This window comes from Mesorhizobium sp. CNPSo 4688 (assembly GCF_057784295.1).
This window is the reverse complement of the sequence record NZ_JBWLUY010000005.1, coordinates 74,997-101,985: the sequence shown is the minus strand read 5'-3', so window position 1 is coordinate 101,985 and position 26,989 is coordinate 74,997. Positions and strand designations below refer to the sequence as shown.

The window sequence follows — 26,989 nt, the reverse complement described above, 5'->3', positions numbered from 1 at the left end:
CCTGGCGGGTTTCCGGGCAAGGAGCCCGGTTTTTGGACCAGAACAGCAGTTTTTCGGCTGGCACAGCGGATGTTTCGTCCGCCGATGGTGACGCGTTGACTGGCGTGACCGTCATTGTCTGCGCCTCCTGCCGCGACGAGGCCGGCTCGGACGCTCACCCCCGCGCCGGCGAACTGCTGGCCGACGACACGCGCCGCGCCGCAGCCGATGACAACGTCCGTGTCCGCACGGTCGAATGCCTCGGCAACTGCAAGCGCCGCCTCAGCGCCGCCATCCTGCGCGACGGCTGCTGGAGCTATGTCTTCGGCGACCTGACCGCGACCAGCGGCGCCGATCTCGTCACCGGGGCAAAGCTCTTCGCGACCTCGACCGACGGCCTCATCCCCTGGCGCGGCCGGCCCGATTCCCTCAAGCGGGGCCTTGTTGCCCGCATCCCGCCCCTCGACATGCTGAAGGACTTGATATGACCGCTTCCGTTTCCCGTGTTCCCTGCACCGTCGTCACCGGCTTCCTCGGCGCCGGCAAGACGACGCTGGTCCGCCATCTCCTGGAAAACGCCGGCGGCAAGCGCATTGCCATCATCGTCAACGAGTTCGGCGACATCGGCATTGACGGCGAAATCCTGAAAGGTTGTGGCATCGACACCTGTCCCGAGGAAAACATCGTCGAACTGGCCAATGGCTGCATCTGCTGCACCGTTGCCGACGATTTCGTGCCGGCGCTTGACCAGATCCTGGCGCTGACGCCGAAAGTCGACCATATCCTGATCGAAACATCCGGCCTCGCTCTGCCCAAGCCGCTGGTCCAGGCGTTTCAGTGGCCGAGCGTGAAAAGTCGTGTCACGGTTGATGGCGTCATCGCCGTGGTCGACGGTCCGGCGCTGGCCGAAGGCCGCGTCGCCAACGACATGGACGCCCTGCAGGCGCAGCGTGTCCAGGACGAGACGCTGGACCATGACGACCCGGTCGAAGAAGTGTTCGAGGACCAGATCGCCTGCGCCGACCTGGTCATCCTGTCGAAGAGCGATTTGATGGATTCAGCCGGGTCGGCCCGCGCCAACGCCATCATCGGCGAACACTCCGCCCGCGCCGTAAAAATCGTGCCGACCGCGCATGGCAAGGTCGATCCCTCCGTGCTGCTCGGACTCGGCCTTGCCGTCGAGGACGACATCGAGAACCGCAAGTCGCACCATGACGGCGCCTTCGACCACGAGCATGACGACTTCGACACCTTCATCGTCGATATCCCCTCGATCGCCAATCCGGATGAACTGGCAAAGCGCGTCGCCACCGTCGCCGAAGAAGAGAATGTGCTGCGCGTGAAAGGCTTCGTCGATGTCGGCGGCAAGCCGATGCGGCTTCTGCTGCAGGCGGTCGGCCCGCGCGTCAACCATTACTATGACCGCGCCTGGACGGTCGAGGACGACCGCCGCTCGCGCCTCGTCGTCATTGGCCTCAAGGGGCTGAACCGCCCGGCGATCGAGCGTATACTCGCCGGCTGACCCCAAATCACGAGCCGCAATGCACATACTCACCACGACCTCCGCCTCGCTCGACGATCTCGCCGAGCCAGTTGATCTCAGGCAGACGCCGGCGGATATCGTGGCCCTGTCCTTCACCGACAGCGACCTCGCCGGGCTGGCGGCCGCATGGAAGGCTGATGCCGCCCGCCTGCCCTCGATGCGGCTGGCGGCGTTGCGTGATTTGCGCCATCCCATGTCCGTCGACCTCTGGGTCGATAGCGTCGCCCGCCACGCCAAGATCATCTTGGTTCGCATCCTCGGCGGCTATGACTGGTGGCGCTATGGCTGCGACCAACTCGCCGCCACTGCCCGCGAACGCGGCATAAAGCTCGCGCTGCTGCCGGGCGAAAGCCACGACGAGGATCTCAGGCTGATCGAAGCCTCGACACTGCCGCGCGCGGAATTGGACGCCTTGCTTGGTTATTTCCGCGAAGGCGGCCCAGAGAATATGACAGCGCTGATGCAGCGGCTGGCGGGGCTGGCTGGGTCCAATGTGGTGGCGGCTGAGCCGGTCGCGGTGCCGAAAGCCGGCTACTACGAGCCAGGCCGCGGCGTCATCCCCCTCCCCCTCGAGGGGAGGGTCCGGCCGCAGGCCGGGGGTGGGGTCGCCGGTGAAGTGCGCCGACTTTCTGAAGCGCGGCGGCTCAAAGAAACGCCGCATCCAGTCGTACCGACCCCACCCGGCCCTTCGGGCCACCCTCCCCTCGAGGGGGAGGGAAAGGTCGTGCCCATCCTCTTCTACCGTTCGATGCTGCTCGCCGCAGACGTGGCGCCTATCGACGCACTCGTCGAAGCACTTCGCCAGCGCTGCATCGCGCCGGTCCCGATCTTCGTCTCCAGCCTGAAAGACGCCACCTCCCTCGCCTTCGTCGAAACCGCGCTGGCCACGCTGAACCCCGCCGCCATCATCACCGCGACCGCCTTCGCTTCCGGCGCTGAACCCGGCGTCGAAACCCTGTTCGATCGCGCCGGCGTGCCCGTCTTCCAGGTCATCGTCGCCACCACCCGCCGCGACGTCTGGGAAAACAACCAGCGCGGGCTCGCACCCGCCGACCTCGCCATGCATGTCGTGCTGCCTGAACTCGACGGCCGCATCCTTGCCGGCGCGATCTCCTTCAAGGGCGAAAGCGAAACCGACCCCGCACTCGGCCATCGCGCCTTCGCCAACCGGCCGGAACCGGACCGCGTGGCGCAGGTGACGGATAGGGTAGCGGCGTTTATTCGCCTACAGGAGACGGCTCGCGCGGCGCGCAAGCTGGCGATATTGATTCCCGACTATCCGAGCGCCCCCGGCCGCACCGGCTATGCGGTTGGCCTCGACGTCCCGTCCAGCGTGCTGGCGATGCTGCATGACCTGAAGGAGCAGGGCTATGCGGTTGAAGGGATTCCACAAACGCCGCGCGCGCTGCTTGATGCGCTGGAGCGGGGTGGCGATGGGTTGGGGCTGGACGACTATCTGGGTTTCTCGAAGGCCCTGCCGGCTGAGGCACTGACTGCGGTCGAGGCGGCATGGGGCGCTCCTTCACCCTCCCCCTTGTGGGGAGGGTCGGTTCGCGACATGCGCGAAGCGGATGGCGCGAAACGGGGTGGGGGTAGCGGCGCACCACCCCCACCCGGCCCTGCGGGCCACCCTTCCGATAAGGGGGAGGGTAAGAGCGGCTTCCCCTTCCGCGCCGCCACCTTCGGCAACATCATCGTGGCACTGGCCCCCGATCGCGGCCGCTCGGCCGACCGCCGCGCCGATTACCACGACCCGACGCTCCCTCCCCGCCACGACCTCATCGCCTTCGGCCTGTGGCTGCGCAAGTCGCTCGGTATCCATGCGCTGATCCACGTCGGCGCCCATGGCACGCTGGAATGGCTACCCGGCAAGACAGTCGCGCTGTCGCAAGCCTGCTTTCCCGAGATCGTCACCGGTGGATTGCCCGTCATCTACCCCTTCATCGTCTCTAACCCGGGTGAGGCAGCACAAGCCAAGCGGCGCATTGCCGCCGTCACGCTTGGCCATCTGCCGCCGCCGCTGGCCGGCGCCGGCCTTGACGAGGAACAGCACAAACTTGAGCGGCTGGTCGACGAATACGCCCAGGCCGACGGTCTCGACCGCCGCCGCCGCGACCGCCTGGCAAAACTGATCGTCGACACCGCGCGAAAGACCGGCCTTGCCTCCGAAGCCGGCGTCGCCAAAACCGACGCGCCCGATGAAGCGCTGCGCCGTATCGATGCCTGGCTTTGCGACCTCAAGGATGTCGCCATCAAGGACGGCCTGCACATCTACGGCCGCGCCCCCGAGGACGAAGCTGATGCCATGCGGCTGCAAAGCGCTGCTGCCGAAAAGACAGCGCTGCTCACAGCGCTCGACGGCCGCCACGTCAAGGCCGGTCCGGCAGGTGCGCCGGCGCGTGGCCGCTCCGATGTGCTGCCCACCGGCCGCAACCTCTTCACCTCCGACCCGCGCACCATGCCGACGCCGACCGCCTACGATCTTGGCAAGGTGGCGGCGGAAGAGGTGGTGCGAGGCTATATGCAGTCGCATGGCGACTGGCCGCGCTCGCTGGTCATCGATCTCTGGGGTTCGGCCTCGCTGCGCACCGGCGGCGAGGAGATCGCGCAAGGCCTGGCGCTGATGGGCTGCCGGCCGCAATGGGACACGGCTACCGGCCGCATCACCGGCATCGAAGTGCTGCCACCGGCCATCCTCGGCCGCCCGCGCGTCGATGTCACCTGGCGTATATCGGGCCTGTTCCGCGACATGTTCCCGACCCAGATCGCGCTGATCGATGCCGCCGCCAACGCCGTTGCCGCGCGCGACGAGGACGATTCGGAAAATCCGCTCGCCGCCAAAACCCGCACCGACGGCAAGATCAGCCCGCGCATCTTCGGCACCTCGCCCGGCACCTATGGCGCCGGCATCGAGGACCTGTTGTCGAGTGGTGATTGGGGCGTGCGCGAAGAGATCGGCCGCGCCTATCTCAATGCCACATCGCATGCCTATGGCGGCGCCGAGGGCGACGGCATCGCCTCCCCCGGCGCTTTCGAAACCCGCATCGCCGAGGCCGATCTTCTCGTCCACACCGGCGACGACCCCGGCCGCGACATTCTCGAAGGCTCCGCCGATGTCGCCTTCATCGGCGGCTTTTCGGCGGCCCTGGCCGCGCTGGGCCGAAACGCCGACGTCATCGTGCTCGACACGACGGATCCGCAAAAACCAAAGCCGCGTTCGGTGAGCGAAGCCGTATCGCGGGTGGTGCGAGCACGAGCGGTCAACGCGCGGTTTATATCGGGCCAGATGCGCCACGGCCCGCGCGGCGCTTCCGAATTCGCCGAGACGGTCGACCGCCTCATCGGCTTTGCGGAAACCACCCACGCCATTTCGGGCGCGCTGATCGAGGCCGTGCATGACGCTTATGTCGGTGATCCCGACGTGCGCGCCTTCATCCTGCGCGAAAACCCCGCTGCCGCCAAAGTGATCGCCGAACGCTTCCTGTCGGCGCGCCGGCGCGGCCTCTGGCATCCCTTGCGCAACTCGATCGACGACGATCTCGCCGCGCTGATTGCCGAGGCCGAGGCGCTCGGGGTCGCGGCATGAACGCCTTTTCAAGGCGCGGCGCCTGCCCGGCCCTGTCAGCGCCGATGCAGACTGGCGACGGCCTGCTGGTCAGGCTCAACCCCGTTGCTGGAGGATTATCGCCGAAACTTCTGATCGGACTCTGCGAATCCGCCCTGCGGCACGGCAACGGCATCATGGAGGTGACGGCGCGCGGCAGCCTGCAGATCCGCGGGCTGACGGCGGAAAGCGCAGCCCTGCTGGCGGCGGAGGTGGACGCGCTGGGCATTGTGGTGCGCACCGGCGTCCCGATCGAGACCGGGCCGCTGGCGGGTATCGATCCGCAGGAGATCACTGATCCGAGACCGCTGGCTGAGCGGATCAGGGTGGCGGTTGAGGATGCCGGGCTGACGCAACGGCTTGGGCCGAAGGTTTCGGTGGTTGTCGATGGTGGCGGGCAGCTGACGATGGATGGGGTGACGGCCGATGTCAGGCTGAAGGCGGTGTCGGCCGGCGCTGGCGTGCTGTGGGCTGTGTCGGTTGCCGGTGACAGCCAAAGCGCAAGGCCGCTTGCAACGGTCGATGAAGATGCGGCGCGGGACATCGCCGTTGCGGTGCTCAGGATGGTTGCCGAGAAAGGGCGTGACGCCCATGCGAGAGATTTGTCCGAAAGGCAGCTGATATCTCTCGCAGCTTGGCACTCCGTCACACCCCCCTCTGGCCTGCCGGCCATCTCCCCCTCAAGGGGGGAGATCAGCAGCTCTGCCGTCGGCGCTCCCCATTTGTTCGAAACTGATGCGGCGTTTGCGATTGGCGAAGCCAGCGGCGACGCGTCAATCTCCCCCCTTGAGGGGGAGATGTCCGGCAGGACAGAGGGGGGTGTGCAGGATCGCCGACCCATCGGTCTTTTCTCCTTATCGACCGGCCACGCCCTCGGCATAGCCCTCCCCTATGGCAGCATGCCGGCCAACAAGCTCATCGCCCTCACCCAAAGCGCCATCACCCTCGGCGCCACCGAAATCCGCCTCGCCCCAGGCCGTGCGCTCCTCTTCCTCGGCCAGCCGGCTGCCGCCAACGACCCCCTCCAGCACACAGCCACCGCCCTCGGCTTCGTCACCTCCGCCACCGACCCGCGCATCCGCATTGCCGCCTGCCCCGGCGCGCCGGCCTGCGCCTCCGGCCAGATCGCCACGCGCGACATCGCCGAAACCATCGCCGCCGAAAACGCCGATATCCTCGACTTCACCCTGCACATTTCCGGTTGTGCCAAGGGCTGTGCACACCCCGGCCCGGCGGCGCTAACATTGGTCGGCGGCGAAAACGGAGCCGGACTTGTCGTGAACGCGACGGCAAAGGCCCTTCCTGCGGGCTACAGGCCGGGCTATGACGCCGCGCGCGGCATCAGTCACGTCGCGGCAGCGATCCGTAGCGCACGATATCCAGGCGAAACCGCCGCCGCTTGCCTCACAAGGCTGGGGCCGGCGGCAGTCGCCGGGACTTACCGACAGGCCCAAACCAAACAACGGAAATGAGCATGGCCGCCTACGACTACATCCATGACGGCAACGCGATCTACGAGCGCTCCTTCGCCATCATCCGCGCCGAGGCCAACCTGTCGCGCTTTTCCGAAGCCGAGGCCGAAGTCGCCATCCGCATGATCCATGCCTGCGGCCAGGTCGAGGCATCAAGTCATTTTGTTTTCTCACCCGACTTCGTCGCGGCCGCCCGCACCGCCCTCGCTGCCGGCGCACCGATCTTCTGCGATGCGGAAATGGTCTCGCATGGCGTCACCCGCGCCCGGCTGCCCGCCGGCAACGAGGTGATCTGCACGCTGCGCGACCCGCGCACGCACGACATTGCCAAAGACATCGGGAACACTCGTTCGGCCGCTGCGATCGACCTGTGGGGCGAACGCATGGCCGGTTCGGTTGTGGCCATCGGCAACGCGCCGACGGCGCTGTTCTATCTGCTGGAAAAACTGCGCGATGGTGCACCGAAACCGGCGGCAATCATCGGCATGCCGGTTGGCTTCGTCGGTGCGGCCGAATCCAAGGATGCGCTGGCCGAGAATTCTTATGGCGTGCCTTATGCCATCGTGCGCGGCAGGCTTGGCGGCAGCGCGATGACCGCTGCCGCCCTCAATTCGCTGGCGAGGCCCGGCCTGTGAACGCGCTTCCCAAAGGCAGGCTTGTCGGCGTCGGCACCGGTCCCGGCGATCCCGAACTGCTGACGCTGAAAGCCGCCCACGTCCTGGCCGAAGCCGATGTCGTCGCCTATTTCGCCAAGCGCGGCAACAACAGCAATGCGCGCGCCATCGTCGAGGCGCGCTTCCGCCCGGACATGCTCGAACTGCCGCTGCTCTACCCCGTCACCACCGAGATCGACAAGGACGACGACGACTACCGCTCGCAGATTACGGGCTTCTACGAGGAGTCGGCCGAGAAGGTTGCCGAACACCTCGAGGCCGGCCGCATGGTCGCCGTGCTCTCCGAAGGCGATCCGCTGTTCTACGGCTCCTACATGCACCTGCATGTGCGGCTTGCCCACCGCTTCCCGACCGAAGTCATCCCCGGCGTTACCGCGATGTCCGGATGCTGGTCGCAGACCGGTGTGCCGATCGTCCAGGGCGACGATGTGCTGACGGTTTTGCCCGGAACGATGAGCGAGTTCGAACTCACTCGCCGGCTGGCCGACACCGACGCCGCCGTGATCATGAAGGTCGGCCGCAACCTGCCCAAGATCAGGCGGGCGCTGGAGGCGACAGGCAAATTGACCCGCGCTGTCTATGTCGAGCGCGGCACCATGGCCGGCAGCGTCTCGATGCGGCTCGCCGACAAGCCGGACGACAAGGCGCCCTACTTCGCCATTGTGCTGGTCGCCGGCTGGTCCGGCCGGCCTGGTGCTATGGGAATGGGTGCCAAGCCATGAGCGGCCGTCTCACCGTTATTGGCCTCGGACCCGGCAATGCCGATCAGGTTACGCCGGAAGCCAGCCGCGCCGTGGCGGAAGCAAAATTCTTCTATGGCTACAAGCCTTACCTCGATCGGCTCGACTTGCGCCCTGACCAGACCCGCGTCGCCTCCGACAATCGCGAGGAACTCGCTCGCTCCAAGGACGCGCTGGTCAAGGCCGCCGAGGGCCATGATGTTGCCGTCGTCTCCGGCGGCGATCCCGGCGTGTTTGCCATGGCGGCGGCCGTCTGCGAGGCGATCGAGGCCGGTCCCGCTGAATGGCGCACCGTCGATGTCGCCGTCGTGCCCGGCGTCACCGCCATGCTGGCCGTCGCCGCCCGCATCGGCGCGCCGCTCGGTCATGATTTCTGCGCCATCTCGTTGTCCGACAATCTGAAGCCATGGGATCTGATCGAACTGCGTCTTTTGGCGGCGGCCGGCGCCGGCTTCGTCATTGCGCTCTACAATCCGATCAGCAAGGCGCGCCCCTGGCAGCTCGGCCGCGCCTTCGAATGCCTGACCGCCATCCTGCCCGGCACCACGCCGGTGATTTTCGGCCGCGCCGCCGGCCGCCCGGACGAGCGCATCGAGCTGTTTCTGCTGGCCGATGTCGACGCCGAAAAGGCCGACATGGCGACCTGCATCATCATCGGCTCGCCGGAAACAAGGATCATCAAGCGCGGCGACAAGCCGGCGCTGGTCTATACGCCGCGCACCGCGACAGGGTCGAGCAAATGACCAACCAGCGCGGCAAGCTCATCGACGGTTTTGGCGGAGGGCACGTCCGGCAGGGCGGGCCTGCGCACCATGACCACCTCGATGCCGAGCGCCCGCGCCGCCGCGATCTTGCCGTAAGTCGCCTCGCCGCCGCTGTTCTTGGACACGACGATATCGATGTGATTCTCCAGGAGCAGCGCGCGTTCGTCCGCTTCGCGGAACGGCCCGCGCGCCAGCAGGTAAGCCGCATCCGGCACCGCCAGTTTCGGCTCGACCGGGTCGACGCTGCGGATGAGATAATGGTGCTGGGGCGCGGCCTCGAAAGCTGCGACCTCTTGCCGGCCGAGCGCGAGGAAGGCGCGGCGCGGAGCCGGTCCAAGCGCTTGCACGGCATCGCCCACCGTATCCACCAGCGTCCAGCGGTCGCCTTCGCGTGGCTCCCAGCCGGGACGGCGCAAAGCAATGATCGGCACGCCGGTCAGGCGCGCGGCTTGCGCGGCATTGGCAGAGATTCGCGCGGCATAGGGGTGCGTGGCATCGATCAGCAGGTCAGTGCCCGTCTCCCTGAGATAGGCGGCCAGCCCATCGGCGCCGCCAAAGCCGCCGCGGCGCACCGGCACACCTTGCGCGACCGGGCTTTCGGTGCGGCCGGCGAGCGACAGGGTGACGGACAGATCGGCGCGCGCGGCCAGCTTTCCCGCCAGTTGCCGGGCTTCGCTGGTGCCGCCGAGGATCAGAACGCGGTGGGTCATCATGCCTGCTGAAGGTAAGCGCGGCGCCAGACCGAAATGGCTGACGGTGATCGGCATCGGCGAGGACGGTTTAGCGGGTCTCGGCGACGAGGCCAAGCGGCTGATCGCCGAAGCGGAAATCGTCTTCGGCGGCAAGCGGCATCTGGCGCTGGTCGCGTCCCTGGCAAAAGGCGAAGCGCGCGCCTGGCCGATTCCCTTCGATGCCGGCATGGCCGATGTGCTGGCGCTGGCCGGCCGGCGCGTCTGCGTGCTCGCCTCCGGCGACCCGTTCTTCCATGGTGTCGGCGCTACTCTTGCCCGCAAGGTCGAGCCACAGGAGATGCATGTCATCCCTGCACCCTCGGCCATTTCGCTGGCCGCCGCGAAGCTTGGCTGGGCGCTGCAGGATATCGAGACCATCTCGCTGCATGGGAGGCCGCTCGACCTGATCCGGCCGTTGCTGCAGCCGAATGCGCGCATCCTGGCGCTGACATCGGACGCCGATGCTCCGGCGGCGATCGCGCGCCTGCTCACAGAGCTCGATTTCGGCGCTTCGCGGCTGACGGTCCTGGAAGCGCTGGGCGGACCGAACGACAAACAGCGTTCCGCTCGAGCCGACGCTTTCGATCTCAAGGATATCAATCCGCTGAACGTGCTGGCGCTCGAACTTGAATCGACACCGGAAGCGCGTATCCTGCCCCTGACCGTTGGCCGCGCCGATCATCTGTTCGACCATGACGGCCAGATCACCAAGCACGATATCCGCGCCATCACGCTTGCCGCACTGGCGCCGAGGCGTGGCGAATTGCTGTGGGACATCGGCGCCGGCTCCGGCTCGATCGGTATCGAATGGATGCTCGCTCACCCCTCGATGCGCGCCATCGCCATCGAGGCCAACAGCGACCGCGCGGCCCGCATTACCCGCAACGCCACGCATTGCGGCGTGCCTGGCCTTGTCGTGGTAGAAGGCAAGGCACCCAAGGCGCTCAACGGCCTGGCCACGCCGGATGCGATCTTCATCGGCGGTGGGGGCAGCGATGCAGGCGTGTTGAACGCCGCCATTAAGGCACTGCCATCCGGCGGCCGTCTGGTCGCCAATGCCGTTACGCTGGAGATGGAAACGCTGCTGCTTGCCTCACACACGAAGCGCGGCGGCGACCTCACCCGCATCGCCATTTCCCGTGTGTCCCCCGTCGGCTTGATGCAGGCCTGGCGACCGGCCATGCCGGTCACCCAATGGAGCTGGGCAAAACCATGATGGTCGCGGGCATCGGCAGCCGGAAGGGCGTGAGCGTCGAAGACGTGCTGGCGGCAATCGAAACCGCGCTCGAAGCGCACGGGCTGGCGATGACGGCGATTTCGGCACTGGCGACCGCCACGCTCAAGAAGGATGAGGAAGCGATCGCTGCCGCCGGCCGCGCGCTGAACCTTCCCGTTATCATCGTCGATGAGGCAGAACTTCAGGCCGCGTCACCAGACACACTCAGCCACTCCGGCCTTTCGCAAGACCTCGCCGGCACGCCATCGGTCTCCGAAGCATCCGCCCTTGCCGTCGCCGGCGCCGGTGCAAGATTGCTCGGTCCCCGCACCGTGCTCGGCTCGGTCACCTGCGCCATCGCCATCAGCGGAGATGCGCCATGACCGTCCATTTCATCGGCGCCGGTCCCGGTGCCGCCGACCTCATCACGCTGCGCGGCGCGAAGCTGCTCGCAAGCTGCCCGGTCTGCCTGCATGCCGGCTCGATCGTGGCGCCTGAATTGCTGCAGCACTGCGCGCCAGGCACGAAACTGATCGACACCGCGCCGATGTCGCTCGACGAGATCGAGGCTGAGTATGTGGCTGCCCACCAGGCAGGCTATGACGTCGCCCGCCTGCATTCCGGCGATCTCTCGGTGTGGAGCGCGGTGGCCGAGCAAATCCGCCGGCTGGAAAAGCACGGTATCCCTTACACGCTGACACCGGGCGTTCCCTCCTTCGCCGCCGCTGCCGCAGCCCTTCGTCGCGAACTGACCATTCCCGAAGTGGCGCAAAGCCTGGTGCTGACCCGGGTCTCCGGCCGTGCCTCCAAAATGCCGCCGGGCGAAACGCTGGCCGGCTTCGGCCGCACCGGCGCTACGCTGGCCATTCATCTCGCCATCCACGCCATCGACCGCGTCGTCGCCGAATTGACGCCGCACTATGGCGGCGATTGCCCGGTGGCGATCGTCTTTCGCGCCTCCTGGCCGGACGAGCGCGTGCTGACGGGCACGTTGGCGACCATCGAGGCGCTACTCGCCGCCGATCCGATAGAGCGCACGGCGATCATCTTCGTCGGCTCTTCGCTGGCGGCGGAAGGTTTTGGCGAGAGTTCATTGTACGACGCCCACTACCAGCGGCGTTTTCGCGGACGGGACGGATTGTGAGCGGCAAGACCAAAAGCGAAAACGCCACGCTCGAACAGGCGCTTGCGCGGCTGAACTTCAAGCCGCACGCGCTTGAGCCGGGCCATGTCTGGCTGGCCGGCGCCGGCCCTGGCGATCCAGGCTGCCTGACGCTGGAAGTGCTGGCGGCTTTGGCCGATGCCGATGCGCTGGTCTACGACGCGCTCGTCTCCCCCGATGTTGTCGCCGTCGCGGACAAGGCCGAGCTGTTCTTTGCGGGAAAACGCGGCGGCAAGCCATCGATGAAGCAGGGTGACATCACCGCTTTGCTGGTTCGGCTGGCGCGCGACGGCCGCCGCGTGGTCCGGCTGAAGGGCGGCGACCCCTACATTTTCGGCCGTGGCGGCGAAGAGGCACTGGCGCTGGCGCGGGAAGATATCCCGTTCCGTGTCCTGCCCGGCCTGACATCTGGCCTCAGCGCGTTGGCCGCCACCGGTATCCCGGCCACCATGCGTGGCATCAACAAGGCGGTGATCCTGGCAACCGGCCACGCCGCCGGCACCGATGACGATCTCGACTGGGCAGCGATCGCCCGCACCGGCCAGCCGGTGGTCATCTATATGGGCATGGCCAATCTGCCCATCATCGCCGCGTCCCTGCTCGAAGGCGGGCTGGCGCCATCGACGCCGGCGGCGGTCATCGTTTCGGCGACGACGCCGCAGGAGCGCACCGTCGTTGCCACGCTCGCCACCATCGCCGAGGCCGCGGCAGCGGCCGGGCTCGCCTCACCGGCATTGATTGTCGTCGGCGGTATTGTCGCCATGCGCGCGGCACTGGCAGGCGACGCATGACCCGCGCCATCATCATCGGCGCACCGCGCTCCGGCTCCGGCAAGACCAGCGTCACCATCGGCATCTTGCGCGCGCTTGCCCGGCGCGGCATCAAGGTGCGCGGCGCCAAATCCGGCCCCGACTATATCGATCCCGGCTTTCACACGGCAGCGACCGGCCTGTCCGGCGTCAATCTCGATAGCTGGGCGATGTCGCCCGACCTGCTCAACGCGCTGGCCGGCAACGCCACCGAGGATGCCGACTTCATCTTCCTCGAAAGCGCCATGGGCCTGTTCGACGGCATCCCTGCCGGGCAAGGCCGCACCGGCTCGGCCGCCGATCTGGCGCGGCTCTACCACCTGCCGGTGCTTTTGGTGCTCGATGTCTCCGGCCAATCGACCACGGCGGCCGCCGTCGCCAAGGGTTTTGCCACCTATGACCCGGATGTGCGCATGGCCGGCGTCGTGCTCAACCGTCTCGGCAGCGAGCGTCACCGCAAGCTGTGCAGCGAGGCCATCGAAGCGCTCGGCCTGCCGGTCGTCGGCGCTATCTTGCGCGATCCCTCGCTCAACCTGCCGGAGCGCCATCTCGGCCTCGTCCAGGCCGGCGAATATGCCGACCTGATGGCGCATCTCGACCGCTTGGCAGATATGGTCGAGAAATCCCTCGACCTCGACGCCATCATGGCGCTGGCAGCACCCTTTTCGCCGGCGCCGGGCAGTTTCGAAAATGCCTTGCCGCCGCCCGGCCAGCGCATCGCGCTCGCCGAAGACGCAGCCTTCACCTTCCTCTATCCGCATGTCGCAGCCTATTGGCGCAAGGCCGGTGCGGAGATCGTGCCGTTCTCGCCGCTCGCCGACGAAGCACCGGCGCAGGATTGCGATGTCTGCTGGTTGCCCGGCGGCTATCCCGAGCTTCACGCTGGCCGCCTTGCTGCGGCAACGAATTTCCGCGCCGGCATGGCGCGTTTCGCCGGGGCAAAACCCGTCCATGGTGAGTGCGGCGGCTTCATGGTGCTGGGCGAAGCGTTGGAGGATGCTGCCGGCGACACGCACGCCATGCTCGGCCTGCTCGGCCATTCCACCAGCTTCGCCAAGCGCAAGATGGACCTCGGCTACCGCGAAGCGCGGCTGCGCGCCGCGTGTCCGCTGGGCGCGCAGGGCGCGCTGATCCGCGGCCACGAATTCCATTATGCGCAGATGATTGCGACCGGCAATGACGAGCCGCTGGCCGATCTCGCCGACGGCCAGGGCAATCCGCTTGGCGCCTCCGGCTACCGGCGCGGCCATGTCAGCGGCACCTTCTTCCATGCCATTGCGAGGGGCGCATGACCGCCGTTCCCTCGCCCCGGCAGGCGCTTGACGACATCGCGCTCTGCCTCGTCTTCTTCACCCGGTTGCCGCTGCCGGTCTTCGAGTTTCGCGGCCGCAGCCTGGCCGATGCGATCTGGGCTGCACCCATCGCCGGCCTCGCCGTGGCCGTGGTTGGCGCCGTCGTCTACGCCATCGGTGTAAAGCTCGGTCTTGCCGCCGGTCCGGCGGCCGCCCTTGTCCTTGCCGCAACGCTGCTCGCCACCGGCTGCCTGCATGAGGACGGGCTGTCGGATGTCGCCGATGGCTTTGGCGGCGGCAAGACGCGCGATAAAAAACTGGAGATCATGCGCGACAGCCGAATCGGCGCCTATGGCGCTTCGGCGCTTGGCCTGTCGCTGCTCATCCGCTGGAGCGCGCTGTCGCAACTCGCCAATCCGACAAGCGTTCTCTTCGCCCTGATCGCCGCCCATGCCGCTTCGCGCGGCCTGCTCGGCGCCTTCATGCACCTGTCGCCGCCGGCGCGCAGCGACGGTCTGTCCGCAGGCGCTGGCACCGTGTCGGCGCAAACGGCTGTTCTCGGCGCAGTCCTCGGCGCCGCAGCACTGCTGGCGCTGGGGCTGGGAGGTGCGTTTGCCGCGCTGGTCCTGCTGGCGCTTCTGTTCAGCGCCCTGCGCGCGCTCTGCCTCAACCAGATTGGCGGCCAGACCGGCGACACGATCGGCGCCCTGCAACAGCTCGGCGAGATCATAGTGCTGCTGGTCGCTTCCGTTTCCCTCACCTGAATCACTTCCGGAGATTGCTTCCCCATGCCCTTCAAATCACGTGATGAACTGCGCGCCGCCTGCCTTGACCTGCCTGCCGGCAGCGACACCGCGGCCAATGCCGTCGCCCGCCGCCAAGACACGCTGACCAAGCCGCAAGGCAGCCTTGGCCGGCTGGAGACCATCACCGCCTGGCTGGCGCGCTGGCAAGGCCGCGACATGCCTAAGCTCGACCGTGTGAAGGTTTTCGTCTTCGCCGGCAATCACGGTGTGACCGCGCAGGGCGTGTCGGCTTTCCCCTCGGAAGTGACCGTGCAGATGGTAGCGAATTTCGCCGGCGGCGGTGCAGCCATCAACCAGCTTGCCCGCATCGCCGGCGCCGAACTCGACGTCATCCCGCTCGATCTCGACCACCCGACCGGTGACTTCACACAAACCCCGGCGATGGACGAAAAGGCCTTTCTTGCCGCCGTCTCCGCCGGCTACGACGCGGTGACGAAAGACCTCGATCTCGTCTGCTTCGGCGAGATGGGCATCGGCAACACCACGCCGGCGGCCGCCATTTCGACCGCCTTGTTCGGCGGCGGCGCGGAAAAATGGACCGGGCGTGGCACCGGCGTCGACGATGCCGGCCTGAAGCGCAAGGTCACGGCCATCGAAGCCGGCCTCAAGCGCCACGCCGATGCGCTGTCCGATCCGCTGAAGATCGCCGCTGCCTTGGGCGGGCGCGAACTCGCCGCCATCTTCGGCGCCACGCTTTCCGCGCGCCGCAACAATGTCCCGGTGCTGCTCGACGGTTTCGTCTGCACGGCCGCAGCGGCACCTTTGGCGCGGCTGCACCCAAGTGGCCTCGCCCACACCATCGCCGCCCACGTCTCGGCCGAATCCGGTCACCGCCGCCTGCTCGAAGCGCTCGGCCTGCCGCCGCTGCTCGACCTCGGCATGCGGCTCGGCGAAGGCTCCGGCGCCTGCCTCGCCGTCAACATCGTGCGCTCGGCGCTGGAGTGTCATGTAAGGATGGCTAGCTTTGCCGAGGCCGGTGTGTCGGAGAAGTAGCTAGGGCGATTTGACGGGAGAGCGCCGGCCCGAACCTTCACTGACGATCGTCGGGCCGGTCACTGGCATTCCGGGCTGGTGGCTCGAACGGCAAGGCCGCTGAAAGATTCCCTACCTGGAGAACATTGGCCCGCTGCTTCTGTGGTGGGCTCTTTTTACTGGCTCTAGTCGCCGTCGTTGCCGACAAAATGTGATTGACGTGACGTTGACTAGGCGCAATCATTACGATTGTGCAGGGTGAGGGCGTTTCAATGAAACTCGTTGTCTTTGGCGTAGCAATAGTATTGGCCGCCACCGGAGCAGCTGTTGCGAAAGAGAAGAAAAAGGTGGCCACCGCTCAGGCTACAACCTCGTGTTCTACAGCTCATAAGAAGGCTGGCAGCAAGCCGACCGCGAAACCGAATTGCAAATCGACAGGCACCGTTGTTGCGCGGCCGTCAAATAGGGCCGAAAACTTCCTGGATCATTATAGTCCGCGCTTAGGGTATGACACCAGTCCGTGGTTTCAGACTGGCTTTAATTGATGGCGGCTTAGGCTTCCGGGCCTTTCTTTATCCAGCGCGGCCTTCCCTCCTTCGTAAGCTTGCCTTTCGGGCCAAATAGCGCACCGGCTTACCGGCCGCCGAGCCTTTAAAGTCTAATTGGAGGGTCTGGTGCAGCCCGAAATCAGAATTTGTAGCTAAGTCCAACGCGAACATCGTTGGTGGTCAGATCAAGTCTGGCTTGCTGTCCAGGGAAGCTGTACGGCGCAGGTTGCGATTTGCGGCCATAGTCGGAATAACGGTATTCGACCCGCGCGATCAGTTTGTCGGTCATGGCGTATTCAAGTCCAGCGCCTGCCGTCCAACCAACCATGGTATCGCCGTTTTCGATTGATCCACCTGGAAAATTGAAAGTGCCTGAGTAATCACCGATAGCAAGACCGCCAGTTACAAATGGCAAGAAACGATCGAAGGCGTAGCCGACACGCAGGCGCGCCGACCCGAACCATTTTAAATCACCGCTTGCGAAGAAACCGGGAGGAGCCCCAGGAAAGCCACCGTCCCCTTTGGCGTTGGTGAAATTGGCATCCGCTTCGACGCCTATGACATAGTTGCCATTGAACTGGTAGTTATAGCCAACATATGCACCGCCAAAGCCGCCTTTGGGATCGACGGAGGCGCTGATAAAGGGGGGGCCGGCCGGAGACCCGGCGCCGTCATAAGTTGAACTTCCCCAAACGTACCCGGCCTGCGCACCGAGATAGATGCCGGTCCAGTTATAAGCCACAGGCTCGGTCGGCTGGGGAGAAAGATCCGCCGCCAATGCGGGGGTGGCAATCGCAAACGAAGCAAGAAGGGCAAACTTGAGCGTGCGCATCGGGCGTCCCCCAAATTGATAAGTCAAGTTTAGCTTGGTTTTCCAACAAACCATGTAACCCTTCTGCCACAAATTGAGAAAATTGCTCTGCTGGATCCCGCTTGCGCCCCCATGCCCAACGGCAGCGCTGACACGGTCGCGAACCGGTTCCGATTAGCTTGTAGGAGTCGCGCCAATCTAGGCTCGTGCCACCATCGACGCATGCCGAAGACGCGTTAACGCGTCTCTGATTCCAAGGTCTGCCACCAATTTTCTTGAAAATTTGGTGGGTGCGCACAGGATTGAACTGTGGACCCGCTGATTAAGAGTCAGCTGCTCTACCAACTGAGCTACGCACCCACTCGACCGGTAAAACCGGCGTCGGCGGGCATATAGCCGCCGATACCGGTCCTGTCCAGCCCTGCCGGAATCATTTCCCGACAAATAGCTGAACTGCCGCAGGCGGTCAGACGAACAGTCTGCCTTCCGCCACCTTGATGGCGTGGCCGCCAATGCGCGCCGACGCCAGTTTTCCGCCTTCGACAGTGAGTTCGAGGCGGATGCGCGACGGTCGGCCCATCTCCAGCCCCTGCTCGATCCACAGCTGCGAAATGCCGTCGGTGGGGGCGTCGAAATGCATGATTGCGCCGGCAAAGGCCGCCGCGGCCGACCCGGTCGCTGGATCCTCGTATGATGGCGTGCCCGGCACGATCATGCGGACATGGAAGGCGCTGTCATGGTTCACCGTCTGGCGGCAGTAGACGTACGGGCTGGCGAAAGCCCATTCGCTCTTGCGCGGCGCCAGTTCCGACCAGGCCTGGTTGTCGAGCTTGATGCGGGCTGCCGCCTCCAGATTGGCGACTGGAATGGTGACGTAAGGCACGCCGGCGGACCAGAACGAAACCAGGTGATTCTCGAAGCCGATCTCATGCGGCGCGAGGCCAAGGGCCGCACCAATCGCTTGCGGATCGGCTTCGAGCTTCAACGGTTCCGGCAGCTTCGCCAGATCGAACTCGGCAAAGGTGGCGCCATCGTGCCGGCTGACGGCGCAGCGCACCGGGCCGATGTTCTCCTCCAGCACGAAGATGCCGGCGTCGCCCTCGCCTGCCAGTTCGGCCAGCGCAATCGCCGCGCCGACGGTCGGGTGGCCGGCAAACGGCATTTCATAGTCGGGCGTGAAAATACGAATGCGGTTGCGGTGCTTGGGATTGTCCGGCGGCAGCACGAAAACCGATTCGGACAGGTTGAACTCGCGCGCGATGGCCTGCATGGCTGCCGTATCCAGCCCCTTGCTGTCCAGCACGACAGCCAGCGGATTGCCGGCCAGCCGTTCGGTCGTGAACACATCATAAAGCAAGTAATTGCGGGTCTGCATCTTGGAAAACCTTCCGCCTCAATCCGAACATGGCCGAAATTTAATTTGATATTCGAACCAGTAAGCCTGATCTGTGCACCTATAGGGACATTACGCTTCATAGGGGTCCGGCGTGGACCAGCTTGTCAATCTGCCAAAGACGGAATCGGATTCCGCCATCGAGGCGGCGCTCGGACTTGATCGCAACGGCGTGCGCAAGAAGCGCCGCCGCGGCTGGCTTTACGCGCTGCTGGCGCTGATCGCCATTGCCGGTGGTCTCGTCGGCTACCAATGGTATGCCGGCTCTCCCGCCAAGATCGACTACACCACCACGCCGGCCACGATTGCCGATCTCACCGTCGCAGTGTCGGCAACCGGCACGCTGCAGCCCCTCACCCAGGTCGACATTTCAAGCGAACTGTCCGGCATCATACGCTCCGTCTCGGCCGAGGAGAACCAGCAGGTCAAGAAGGGCGACGTGCTGGCGACGCTCGACACGGTGAAACTCGAGGTCCAGATCGAACGCGCCGAGGCTTCGGCCAAGGCCGCCGCCGCCAATGTCGAGGACGCCACGGTCACGCTGGCCGAGAACGAGAAGGCGCTGGTGCGCGCTGCCGAGCTTACCAAGCGCGGCATGGCAACCGACCAGTCGCTTGAGGCCGCAACCGCCACGCGCGACCGCTCCAAGGCAGCGCTCGATAGTGCCGAGGCCAATCTCGCCATCGCCCAGGCCGACCTCAAGGCGCAGCAGACCGACCTTGCCAAGAGCACGATCTACGCGCCGATCGACGGTATCGTGCTGACGCGTTCGGTCGATCCCGGCCAGACGGTCGCCTCCTCGCTGCAGGCGCCGGTGCTGTTCATCATCGCCGCCGATTTGCGCAACATGGAGCTGGTGGCGGCGGTCGACGAGGCCGATATTGGCGCGGTCAGGCCCGGACAGCATGCGCGTTTCACCGTCGACGCCTTTTCGGAGCGGCCGTTCGATGCCGAAATCCGCGACATCTCCTACGCCTCGGTGACCACCGACGGCGTCGTCACCTACAATGCGCGGTTGGAAGTCAACAACAACGAACTGCTGCTGCGGCCCGGCATGACCGCCACCGTTTCGGTCGTCACCAAACAGGCCAAGGGCGTGCTCACCGTGCCGTCCACAGCCTTCCGCTACCGCCCGGCCCAGCAGGCCGCGCGCGCTTGGAGCCTCAGCGACCTGTTTACGGGCCGCATGGGCCGTCCGGGCGGCAATCGCCGCCAGCAGGTGGCGGCACCCACCGACGGCTCACGCACGCTCTATGTGCTGGAGAACGGCCGCCCGCATCCCGTCAACGTCAAGATCGGCTCCACCGACGGTGAGCTCACAGAGATCACATCCGGCCTCGACGAAGGCGCGCAAGTCATCACCGCCTCGCAGCTGCGGAGCTGACGCCGTGGCCGCGACCCTCATCGGCTTCGACACGGTCTGGAAGAGCTATGGCCAGGGCGAAGCCAAGGTGCATGCGCTGGCCGGCGTCGACCTTGCCATCCAGCGCGGCGAATTCGTCGCCATCATGGGTCCGTCGGGCTCGGGCAAGTCGACGGCGATGAACATCATCGGCTGCCTCGACACGCCGACCGCCGGCACCTACTCCTTCATGGGCATCGATGCCGGCCGGCTCGACCGCAACCGCCGTGCTTTGCTGCGCAATCTCTACATCGGCTTCGTCTTCCAGGGCTACAATCTGTTGCCGCGCACCACGGCGGCAGAAAACGTCGAGCTGCCGCTGATCTATCGCGGCGCGCCGGCCCGCGAGCGCCGCGAACTCGCCATGCAGGCGCTGGCCGAGGTCGGGCTTGTCGGGCGCGAGCACCATACGCCGGCCGAGCTCTCCGGCGGCCAGCAGCAGCGTGTGGCGATCGCCCGCGCCATCGTCACCAGGCCGACGCTGCTCGTCGCCGACGAGCCGACCGGCAATCTCGACACCGCCCGCACGCACGAGATCATGGAGCTGTTGACGCGGCTGAACCGCGAGCTCGGCCTGACCATCGCCATGGTCACCCACGAGGCCGACGTCGCCGAATATGCCGAGCGCACCATCCGCTTCCTCGACGGCCACGTCGCTTCCGATTCCTCGAAACTGGAAGTGGCCTGACCATGATCTGGGAAACCGTCCGCCTGTCGCTGCGCTCCGTCCGCCGCAATGTGCTGCGCTCGTTCCTGACGCTGCTCGGCATCGTCATCGGCGTTGCCGCCGTCATCGCCATGCTGACCATCGGCTCCGGCACCACGGCCAAGGTCAAGTCCGACATTGCCAAGCTCGGCTCGAACCTGCTCGTCGTCCGCTCTGGCCGCCCGGCAGGCACTGGCGGACCGGGAGGGCTCGACCAGGCGATGCGGCCGCTGGCCGACAAGGATGTTGCCGCCCTCGTCGCGCATCTGACCGGGGCACGCGCCATTTCGCCGGCCTCGCAAAAACAGGTGCGTGTCATCTTCGGCACCGAGAGCCTGACGTCGGGCGTCACCGGCACCGACAGCGCCTATCTCGACGCCCGCGACTGGAAGCTGGTTTCCGGCCGTCCGTTCAGCGATTCCGAAACCCGTTCCGGCACCGGCGTCTGCCTCATCGGCGAGACCGTGCGCCAGCAATTCTTCGGCGCCGGCGAGCCTGAAGGCGAGATCATCCGCGTCAACCGCACCTCGTGCAAGATCATCGGCCTGCTCGAACCCAAGGGCTATACCGGCTTTGGCCAGGACCAGGACAATGTCGTCCTGATGCCGCTTGCCGCCTACCAGCGCCGAATCGCCGGCAACCGCGACATCGACAACATTTATGTCGCCGCCGACGACCGCACGCCGACCACCGAATTGCAGCCGCGCGTCGAGGACATTTTGCGCGACACCCGCCGCATCACGCCCGACCGCGAAGACGATTTCTCGATCCGCGACATGACCCAGATAGCAGACGCCATGGCCAGCGCCACCACCACCATGACCGGCATGCTCGGCGCCGTCGCCGGCGTCAGCCTTCTGGTCGGCGGCATCGGCATCATGAACATCATGCTGGTGTCGGTCACCGAACGCACGCGCGAGATCGGCATCCGGCTTGCCATCGGCGCGCATGAAAAGCACATACTGATTCAGTTCCTGGTCGAGGCGACGGTGCTATCGCTGCTCGGTGGCATCATCGGCATCCTGATCGGCCTGGCGCTGGCGGGCCTCGCCTCGGCGGCGCTGACCATACCGTTTGCGCCGAGCCCGGCCGTCATCCTGCTTGCGGTAGGCTTTTCCGCCCTGATCGGCATGGTGTTCGGCTTCTTCCCGGCGCTGCGTGGCGCCAGGCTCGACCCGATCGACGCACTGCGGCACGAATAATTGCTATCCACAACTTGGGTGCTTTGTCGACGCCGGCAACGCTGTCATCGTCAGGTCAGCGATGCTAGGGCAAAGCATCACTGGTCGAGAAAGTGGCAATGAGCAAGAAAGCGCGATTGATCCTGGCAATGGTGATCATCGAAGGCGCCCTTGGCGGCATCTGGTGGTATCTCGCCAGCTACGGCATGGCCAATCCTGATCGCGTCACAGCCGATTTCCAGGGCGTCGTCGGCCAGACGATGGGCACGGCGATGGGTGGGTTGCTTGGGCTTGGCCTCATCCTATTTGTCGTCGCCGCTCGCAACGACCGCAAGGCGGCGCAGCAAAAGGCGCGACACTGACCTACGCTTGCAGCCTGTCAGAACGGCAGTCGCGCATTCTCCTTGACCTCCTTCATGACGAAGAAGGTCCTTGTTTGCCGAACGCCCGGCAACGCAATCAGCTTCTGCCCATGCAGCTTGTTGAAATCCGCCATGTCGCGGACCCTGATCTTCAGGAGATAGTCGAAGTCGCCGGCGACGAGATTGCAATCCAGCACCTCCTTGAGCTCGAGCACGGCCTCTTCGAAGGCGGCGAAGCTTTCCGGTGTCGAGCGGTCGAGCACGACGCCGACCATGACCAGCGCGCCGAGGCCGACCGCGACCGGCGCGATCTCCGCCCTCACCCCGGTGATGTATCCCTCTTCGAACAGGCGCTGCGTGCGCCGATGACAGGTGGCGGCGCTGACATTGACGCGGGTCGCCAGTTCCGCATTCGTCAGCCGTCCCTCGGCCTGGAGTGCGCGCAGGATTTTCACGTCGATGCGGTCAAGAGCTTGCGTGGAAGATTCTTCCATTTTGATAGGCCTCTGTGGACGATATAAGCAATCATATCGCCCGTTTGTGAATCATGCAAAAATCCTCGGCGCAAGTTTGAGAGCACATTTCGCATGAGATCGCCTATCCTCTGCCTATCGAAACCGACCGCTGGCGGAGACTAATCGGTGTCACTTCTGGCAAAATTCGAACGCTATCCCCTGACCTTCGGCGCGACGCCGATCGAGCATCTGCCGCGGCTGAGCGCGGCGCTGGGCGGGAAAGTACAGGTCTACGCCAAGCGCGACGATTGCAATTCCGGGCTCGCCATGGGCGGCAACAAATTGCGCAAGCTCGAATACATCGTTCCGGATGCCATAGCCTCGGGCGCCGACACGCTGGTATCGATCGGTGGCGTCCAGTCGAACCATACCCGCATGGTCGCCGCGACGGCCGCCAAGATCGGCATGAAGTGCGTGGTGATCCAGGAAAAATGGGTGCCGCACTACGACGCCGTCTACGACCGGGTCGGCAACATTCTGCTGACGCGACTGATGGGCGCCGACAGCCGGCTTGTCGATGACGGTTTCGACATCGGGATCCGCAAGAGCTGGGAGGACGCCATCCAGTCGGTGAAGGACGCCGGCGGCAAGCCCTATCCGATTCCGGCCGGCGCCTCCGTGCACAAATTCGGCGGGCTCGGCTATGTCGGCTTCGCCGAAGAGGTGGCGAGCCAAGAAGCCGAGCTCGGCTTCACCTTCGACTACATCATCGTGTGCGTGGTGACCGGGTCGACGCAGGCCGGCATGATCGTCGGTTTCGCCGCGCAAGACCGCGCCGACCGGGTGATCGGCATCGACGCCTCCGGAACGCTCGACCAGACCCGCGCGCAGGTCCGCCGCATCGTCGACGACACCGCATCCCTTGTCGGGCTCGGCCGCACGGTCCGCGACGACGAAATCATCATCAACCCCGACTATGCGTACCCCGCCTACGGTGTTCCCTCCGATGAGACCAACGACGCGATCCGGCTGGCGGCCCGCACCGAGGCGATGATCACCGATCCGGTCTATGAGGGAAAGTCGATGCAGGGCCTGATCGATCTGACCCGCAAAGGCTTCTTTCCCGAAGGGTCGAAAATTCTCTACGCGCATCTCGGCGGCGCGCCGGCGATCAACGGCTACAGCTACTACTACAAGGACGATGGCGCCCCGACCCGGCCGCAACCGGCAGCGAGTTCCGACCCTCGGGAAGGCACTGCGCCGGAGACGCTGCCGCCACTCTTTCCCTGATCAGGGATCCTCGCCGCTGCGGGCAAAATGCCACTCGACCAGCGGCTTCATATGCGGCGCCAGCCCCTCCGGCAGGTCGGCGGCATGGCGGATGATGACCGGTCCCTCAATTTCCGGCTCCGCCTCGGTGGCGACGAAGGCGCTGATGCGCCGCGCAATCTCATCCGCTGGCTCCTCGACGTGGTAGCGGCGGAAGAGAACCGTACCGGTCGAAGTCGACAGCGCGTGGTAGCGCCTGCCGCGCGCGGCACCTGTCAGGTCAAGCCCGGTTTCCTCGCGCACCTCGCGGATCATGTTGAAATCGACGTCGACGCGGCCGTCGCGAAAATCGATCGGCTCGAACGAGCCGGCGGCGAAATAGACGCGACCGGCCATGACCGTGTGCGAGCCCATGCGGATCGCCACCAGCGCATTGTCGCCGGCAACCAGCATGGCGTGGCCGTAGGCGTGCTCGGCGCCGGTCCCTTGCCGGTTCTTGCGCCACAGCATGAAGGTCGAGTACTTCACCGCGTGGCAGCGCCCGGCGAGACGGTTGTCGCGCCAGGCGAGTGCTGACAAAAGCACCACGGTGCCATCGAACAGCGCCGGTTTGGCTTCGGTCTCGAGCCGCCAGTTATCAGTGATGGCCTGCGCGTTGTCGCGCTCGAACGGATGCTGGCCGGGGTCGAGCCGCACGTCGACCTCATCGACCGGCAGGATGACATTGCGCGGCAGGTCGAAACTCACGCTCAGGCCCCCACTCAGGCCATGTCCAAAGTGATCGCCACAGGACAATGGTCCGATGCCTTCGGCCGGTCCCAGCCGGCGCGCGGAAAGCGCTCCACCGCCTGTCCCGCCGGAAAGATGGTGCGCCAGGGCTGGCCGTTGCGGATGATGTCGGGAACGGCCGTCGCATTCTTCGCCGCCAGCCCCTTGGACAGCAGAATGTAGTCGAGCTGGCACAGATGCCGCTCCTGCGGCCCGCGCGTGTGGTAGAAACTCCAGCGGTCCATCTCCGGCCGGCGCTCGACGACATTCTCGCAAAAGCCGCCAGCGGTCAGCACACTGAGGCAGGACTGGCTCTCGTCGATTACCTGGAAGCGGTAGCCGTCGACAGCGTCGCCCTCGATCTTCACCCGCTGCCGGTAGTCATTCATGTCGCCGCAGATCGCCCAGCGCTTGTCGGCGGCATGGTCCTTGCTGAAGCGGTCCTCGATGATGCGGCGCACGGCCTGCGCCTCGGCGACGCGCAGCGGCATCGTCGCTTCGCGCCCGTCGAGCCCGTTGCGTGGCGAGCCCATCGATTTGAAATGCACGAGATAGAGCGTCAATGGCACGCCGCCGACCTTGACGTCGACCTCAAGACAATCACGCCGGAAGATGCGCTCATTGGCCTGATGTCCGAGTTCGGCCAGTTCCGGCGTGAACAGGCCGAACTGCTCGAAGGTGGCATAGGCATGGCTGGTCATGCGCACGAATTCGATGGGCTGTCCTTGCGCGGTCTCGTTACGCATCATCACGGCAACGTCGATGCCGCGCGAATCATTGCCGGCGGTGGTGTATTTCTGCCGGTAGCCCTCACCCACCATCTTGAAGAGATAGCCATATTCGAAGGCCTTCAGCGCCTCGATATTGTCGACCTCCTGCATGCAGATGATGTCCGCGCGCGTGGCGGCGATGGCGAGCGCCGTCAGCTGGCGCGTGTCGTCGGACTGCGCAATCGCACGCGCCTGCTCCAGCATCTTGTATTCGGCCTCGCTTTGGATGTCGAAAAGCGCCAGTGTGCGGTCTTCGTTGAGCTGATTGCGGTAGCCGGAGAAATCGAACCTGTTCATCAGGTTTTCGACGTTGAAGGTGGCGAGGCGCAGCGACATGGCCGTGACCTTTGCCCGCAAGCGGTCTCGAAAACAAGGGCCTCGCCCTTGCTCGCAGGGAACCTTTCCGTTCATCCGCCGTTCAGATGAAAAGTCCCATCATCAGGCTTCTTCCCTGGGGTATTCTGGGCGTGGGGCCTGTATCTCTTGGAGAGTGCAATGAACTCGCTCTTTTCGTCCACCGTCAAATCCGGGCTGATAGCGCTCGGTCTCGTCTCGGGTCTCACGGCGCCGTCCGCCGCCGGCCCGATCCTGCAGCCAAACCTGTTAATTCCGTCAAGCACGGCAGCCCCGACGATCACGCCGGTTCGCGACGACTGGGCGGGCGGCAATGACCGCCGCGCCTTTAACGATTGGCAGTGGCGCCGCCATGACGGCCGTCGCTTTGCCCGGTCAGGCAACTGGAACAACGACAACTGGAACGGCAACGGAAACTGGAATGGCGGCGACAACTGGCGCTGGCGCCATCATCGCCATCATCACGGCAGCGATTTTGATACCGGCGCGGCCGCAGTTCTCGGCCTCGGCCTGGGGCTCGGCCTCGGCAGCATCTACAACAACGGCTATTATAACAACGGTTACTACAATAACGGCTACTACGCGCCCCGCCGCTATTACCGCACGCAGCGTCTTTCCAGCGCCCATGTCCAGTGGTGCTACGACCGCTACCGGTCTTATCGATCCTGGGACAACACGTTCCAGCCCTACAATGGCCCGCGCCAGCAATGCTGGTCGCCCTACAGCTGAACCATAAGCGACAATGCATGACGGCGCCGCCCATCGCGGCGCCGTTTCCATTTGGGAGAGACGGCTGGATACGATCGCCGCTAACCATATGTTTATCGGCTCGGACTATCCATGATACGGTGCCCCATCTGACGATCGCGTCGATCCGATCGCGAAGGACGTGCCGTCATGGCCGACAACGAACTGAGAAACAAACACCGGCAGCGCGTGCTGAAAGGCGCGACGATTCTGCTCGGCCTCACCAATTCCGAGGTCAAATGCACGGTGCGCAACATGCACGCCGGCGGCGCCGAATTGAAGATACCGATAGACGCGCGCGTGCCGGACGAATTCCTGCTCTATGTGCCGATCGACGGCATCGGCTACAAGTCTATCGTGCGCTGGCGCCGCGACGACCGCATCGGAGTCGAGTTCACCGGCACCGAGCCGAAGCCGCACTGGCACTACGGCTGAGCGTCCTCAACGCTGATCAATAAA

28 protein-coding genes and 1 tRNA gene are annotated in these 26,989 nt (G+C 65.4%); 22 read left to right on the top strand and 7 right to left on the bottom strand.

Annotated features, from left to right (window positions below; all coding sequences use genetic code 11):
• The first annotated feature begins 32 nt into the window (after positions 1-32).
• From AC04SH_RS10735 to AC04SH_RS10705, 7 genes are read left to right on the top strand one after another with little or no spacing between them, the layout of a single operon-like run.
• The gene (locus AC04SH_RS10735) at positions 33-467 is read left to right on the top strand and encodes a DUF1636 family protein (RefSeq protein ID WP_488574993.1); all 435 of its coding nucleotides are present in this window, start codon (positions 33-35) and stop codon (positions 465-467) included.
• Entirely contained in the window at positions 464-1,501 is a 1,038-nt protein-coding gene (cobW, locus tag AC04SH_RS10730; RefSeq protein ID WP_488574992.1) for a cobalamin biosynthesis protein CobW, read from the top strand. The genes AC04SH_RS10735 and cobW overlap by 4 nt, the downstream gene beginning before the upstream one ends.
• Before the next feature lie 19 nt (positions 1,502-1,520).
• Positions 1,521-5,108, top strand: a complete 3,588-nt coding sequence (gene cobN / locus AC04SH_RS10725; protein WP_488574991.1) for a cobaltochelatase subunit CobN — start codon at positions 1,521-1,523, stop codon at positions 5,106-5,108.
• Positions 5,105-6,598, top strand: a complete 1,494-nt coding sequence (gene cobG / locus AC04SH_RS10720; RefSeq protein ID WP_488574990.1) for a precorrin-3B synthase — start codon at positions 5,105-5,107, stop codon at positions 6,596-6,598. The genes cobN and cobG overlap by 4 nt, the downstream gene beginning before the upstream one ends.
• Before the next feature lie 2 nt (positions 6,599-6,600).
• On the top strand, positions 6,601-7,233 hold the full coding sequence (locus AC04SH_RS10715) for a precorrin-8X methylmutase (protein WP_488574989.1): 633 nt from the start codon (positions 6,601-6,603) through the stop codon (positions 7,231-7,233).
• On the top strand, positions 7,230-7,994 hold the full coding sequence (locus tag AC04SH_RS10710; protein WP_488574988.1) for a precorrin-2 C(20)-methyltransferase: 765 nt from the start codon (positions 7,230-7,232) through the stop codon (positions 7,992-7,994). The genes AC04SH_RS10715 and AC04SH_RS10710 overlap by 4 nt, the downstream gene beginning before the upstream one ends.
• Entirely contained in the window at positions 7,991-8,755 is a 765-nt protein-coding gene (locus tag AC04SH_RS10705) for a precorrin-3B C(17)-methyltransferase (protein ID WP_477231425.1), read from the top strand. Before AC04SH_RS10710 ends, AC04SH_RS10705 begins: the two co-directional genes overlap by 4 nt.
• On the opposite strand, the gene AC04SH_RS10700 is transcribed toward AC04SH_RS10705, so the two are convergent.
• A complete protein-coding gene (locus tag AC04SH_RS10700; protein ID WP_488574987.1) occupies positions 8,719-9,486 on the bottom strand; it encodes a cobalt-precorrin-6A reductase in 768 nt (255 codons plus the stop codon). The genes AC04SH_RS10705 and AC04SH_RS10700 overlap by 37 nt on opposite strands.
• A 1-nt stretch (position 9,487) precedes the next feature.
• Between AC04SH_RS10700 and cbiE the strand changes: the two genes are divergently transcribed.
• The 8 genes from cbiE to AC04SH_RS10660 all read left to right on the top strand — a co-directional run bounded on the left by cbiE (position 9,488) and on the right by AC04SH_RS10660 (position 16,309).
• Positions 9,488-10,723, top strand: a complete 1,236-nt coding sequence (cbiE, locus tag AC04SH_RS10695) for a precorrin-6y C5,15-methyltransferase (decarboxylating) subunit CbiE (RefSeq protein ID WP_488574986.1) — start codon at positions 9,488-9,490, stop codon at positions 10,721-10,723.
• Positions 10,720-11,106: a cobalamin biosynthesis protein gene (locus AC04SH_RS10690; protein ID WP_488574985.1), complete on the top strand. Its 387-nt coding sequence runs from the start codon at positions 10,720-10,722 to the stop codon at positions 11,104-11,106. Before cbiE ends, AC04SH_RS10690 begins: the two co-directional genes overlap by 4 nt.
• Complete coding sequence (cobM, locus tag AC04SH_RS10685) at positions 11,103-11,867, top strand: precorrin-4 C(11)-methyltransferase (RefSeq protein ID WP_488574984.1); 765 nt, start codon at positions 11,103-11,105, stop codon at positions 11,865-11,867. Before AC04SH_RS10690 ends, cobM begins: the two co-directional genes overlap by 4 nt.
• A complete protein-coding gene (cobA, locus tag AC04SH_RS10680; RefSeq protein ID WP_488574983.1) occupies positions 11,864-12,676 on the top strand; it encodes a uroporphyrinogen-III C-methyltransferase in 813 nt (270 codons plus the stop codon). The genes cobM and cobA overlap by 4 nt, the downstream gene beginning before the upstream one ends.
• On the top strand, positions 12,673-13,986 hold the full coding sequence (locus AC04SH_RS10675; protein WP_488574982.1) for a cobyrinic acid a,c-diamide synthase CobB: 1,314 nt from the start codon (positions 12,673-12,675) through the stop codon (positions 13,984-13,986). Before cobA ends, AC04SH_RS10675 begins: the two co-directional genes overlap by 4 nt.
• Positions 13,983-14,750: an adenosylcobinamide-GDP ribazoletransferase gene (cobS, locus tag AC04SH_RS10670; RefSeq protein WP_488574981.1), complete on the top strand. Its 768-nt coding sequence runs from the start codon at positions 13,983-13,985 to the stop codon at positions 14,748-14,750. Before AC04SH_RS10675 ends, cobS begins: the two co-directional genes overlap by 4 nt.
• 24 nt (positions 14,751-14,774) lie before the next feature.
• Positions 14,775-15,785: a nicotinate-nucleotide--dimethylbenzimidazole phosphoribosyltransferase gene (cobT, locus tag AC04SH_RS10665; RefSeq protein ID WP_488574980.1), complete on the top strand. Its 1,011-nt coding sequence runs from the start codon at positions 14,775-14,777 to the stop codon at positions 15,783-15,785.
• A 251-nt stretch (positions 15,786-16,036) separates the two neighbouring features.
• The gene (locus AC04SH_RS10660; protein WP_488574979.1) at positions 16,037-16,309 is read left to right on the top strand and encodes a hypothetical protein; all 273 of its coding nucleotides are present in this window, start codon (positions 16,037-16,039) and stop codon (positions 16,307-16,309) included.
• A 142-nt stretch (positions 16,310-16,451) separates the two neighbouring features.
• On the opposite strand, the gene AC04SH_RS10655 is transcribed toward AC04SH_RS10660, so the two are convergent.
• The 3 genes from AC04SH_RS10655 to AC04SH_RS10645 all read right to left on the bottom strand — a co-directional run bounded on the left by AC04SH_RS10655 (position 16,452) and on the right by AC04SH_RS10645 (position 18,498).
• Positions 16,452-17,144: an outer membrane protein gene (locus AC04SH_RS10655; protein WP_488574978.1), complete on the bottom strand. Its 693-nt coding sequence runs from the start codon at positions 17,142-17,144 to the stop codon at positions 16,452-16,454.
• Positions 17,145-17,407: 263 nt separating this feature from the next.
• Positions 17,408-17,483 (bottom strand) — tRNA-Lys (locus AC04SH_RS10650).
• Between the two features lie 106 nt (positions 17,484-17,589).
• Positions 17,590-18,498: a PhzF family phenazine biosynthesis protein gene (locus tag AC04SH_RS10645; RefSeq protein ID WP_488574977.1), complete on the bottom strand. Its 909-nt coding sequence runs from the start codon at positions 18,496-18,498 to the stop codon at positions 17,590-17,592.
• Positions 18,499-18,610: 112 nt separating this feature from the next.
• Here AC04SH_RS10645 and AC04SH_RS10640 point away from each other — a divergent pair, with 112 nt between their 5' ends.
• From AC04SH_RS10640 to AC04SH_RS10625, 4 genes are all read left to right on the top strand, one after another.
• Positions 18,611-19,900: an efflux RND transporter periplasmic adaptor subunit gene (locus tag AC04SH_RS10640; RefSeq protein ID WP_488574976.1), complete on the top strand. Its 1,290-nt coding sequence runs from the start codon at positions 18,611-18,613 to the stop codon at positions 19,898-19,900.
• A gap of 4 nt (positions 19,901-19,904) precedes the next feature.
• Positions 19,905-20,606, top strand: a complete 702-nt coding sequence (locus AC04SH_RS10635; RefSeq protein ID WP_477231437.1) for an ABC transporter ATP-binding protein — start codon at positions 19,905-19,907, stop codon at positions 20,604-20,606.
• Between the two features lie 2 nt (positions 20,607-20,608).
• Positions 20,609-21,826: an ABC transporter permease gene (locus AC04SH_RS10630; protein WP_488574975.1), complete on the top strand. Its 1,218-nt coding sequence runs from the start codon at positions 20,609-20,611 to the stop codon at positions 21,824-21,826.
• A gap of 98 nt (positions 21,827-21,924) precedes the next feature.
• The gene (locus tag AC04SH_RS10625) at positions 21,925-22,167 is read left to right on the top strand and encodes a hypothetical protein (RefSeq protein WP_488574974.1); all 243 of its coding nucleotides are present in this window, start codon (positions 21,925-21,927) and stop codon (positions 22,165-22,167) included.
• Positions 22,168-22,184: 17 nt separating this feature from the next.
• On the opposite strand, the gene AC04SH_RS10620 is transcribed toward AC04SH_RS10625, so the two are convergent.
• A complete protein-coding gene (locus AC04SH_RS10620) occupies positions 22,185-22,661 on the bottom strand; it encodes an Lrp/AsnC family transcriptional regulator (RefSeq protein WP_477231440.1) in 477 nt (158 codons plus the stop codon).
• A 147-nt stretch (positions 22,662-22,808) separates the two neighbouring features.
• Here AC04SH_RS10620 and AC04SH_RS10615 point away from each other — a divergent pair, with 147 nt between their 5' ends.
• On the top strand, positions 22,809-23,912 hold the full coding sequence (locus tag AC04SH_RS10615) for a 1-aminocyclopropane-1-carboxylate deaminase (protein ID WP_488574973.1): 1,104 nt from the start codon (positions 22,809-22,811) through the stop codon (positions 23,910-23,912).
• Here AC04SH_RS10615 and AC04SH_RS10610 read toward each other — a convergent pair whose 3' ends face one another.
• The gene (locus AC04SH_RS10610; protein WP_488574972.1) at positions 23,913-24,638 is read right to left on the bottom strand and encodes an NUDIX hydrolase; all 726 of its coding nucleotides are present in this window, start codon (positions 24,636-24,638) and stop codon (positions 23,913-23,915) included. It abuts the gene before it with no gap.
• Between the two features lie 14 nt (positions 24,639-24,652).
• Positions 24,653-25,765, bottom strand: coding sequence for an endonuclease/exonuclease/phosphatase family protein (locus AC04SH_RS10605; RefSeq protein ID WP_477231442.1), 1,113 nt, complete (start codon positions 25,763-25,765; stop codon positions 24,653-24,655).
• A 159-nt stretch (positions 25,766-25,924) separates the two neighbouring features.
• Between AC04SH_RS10605 and AC04SH_RS10600 the strand changes: the two genes are divergently transcribed.
• Together AC04SH_RS10600 and AC04SH_RS10595 are read left to right on the top strand one after the other, a co-directional pair.
• Positions 25,925-26,512: a BA14K family protein gene (locus AC04SH_RS10600; protein WP_488574971.1), complete on the top strand. Its 588-nt coding sequence runs from the start codon at positions 25,925-25,927 to the stop codon at positions 26,510-26,512.
• 168 nt (positions 26,513-26,680) lie between these two features.
• On the top strand, positions 26,681-26,965 hold the full coding sequence (locus tag AC04SH_RS10595; protein ID WP_488574970.1) for a PilZ domain-containing protein: 285 nt from the start codon (positions 26,681-26,683) through the stop codon (positions 26,963-26,965).
• The last annotated feature ends 24 nt before the right edge of the window (positions 26,966-26,989 follow it).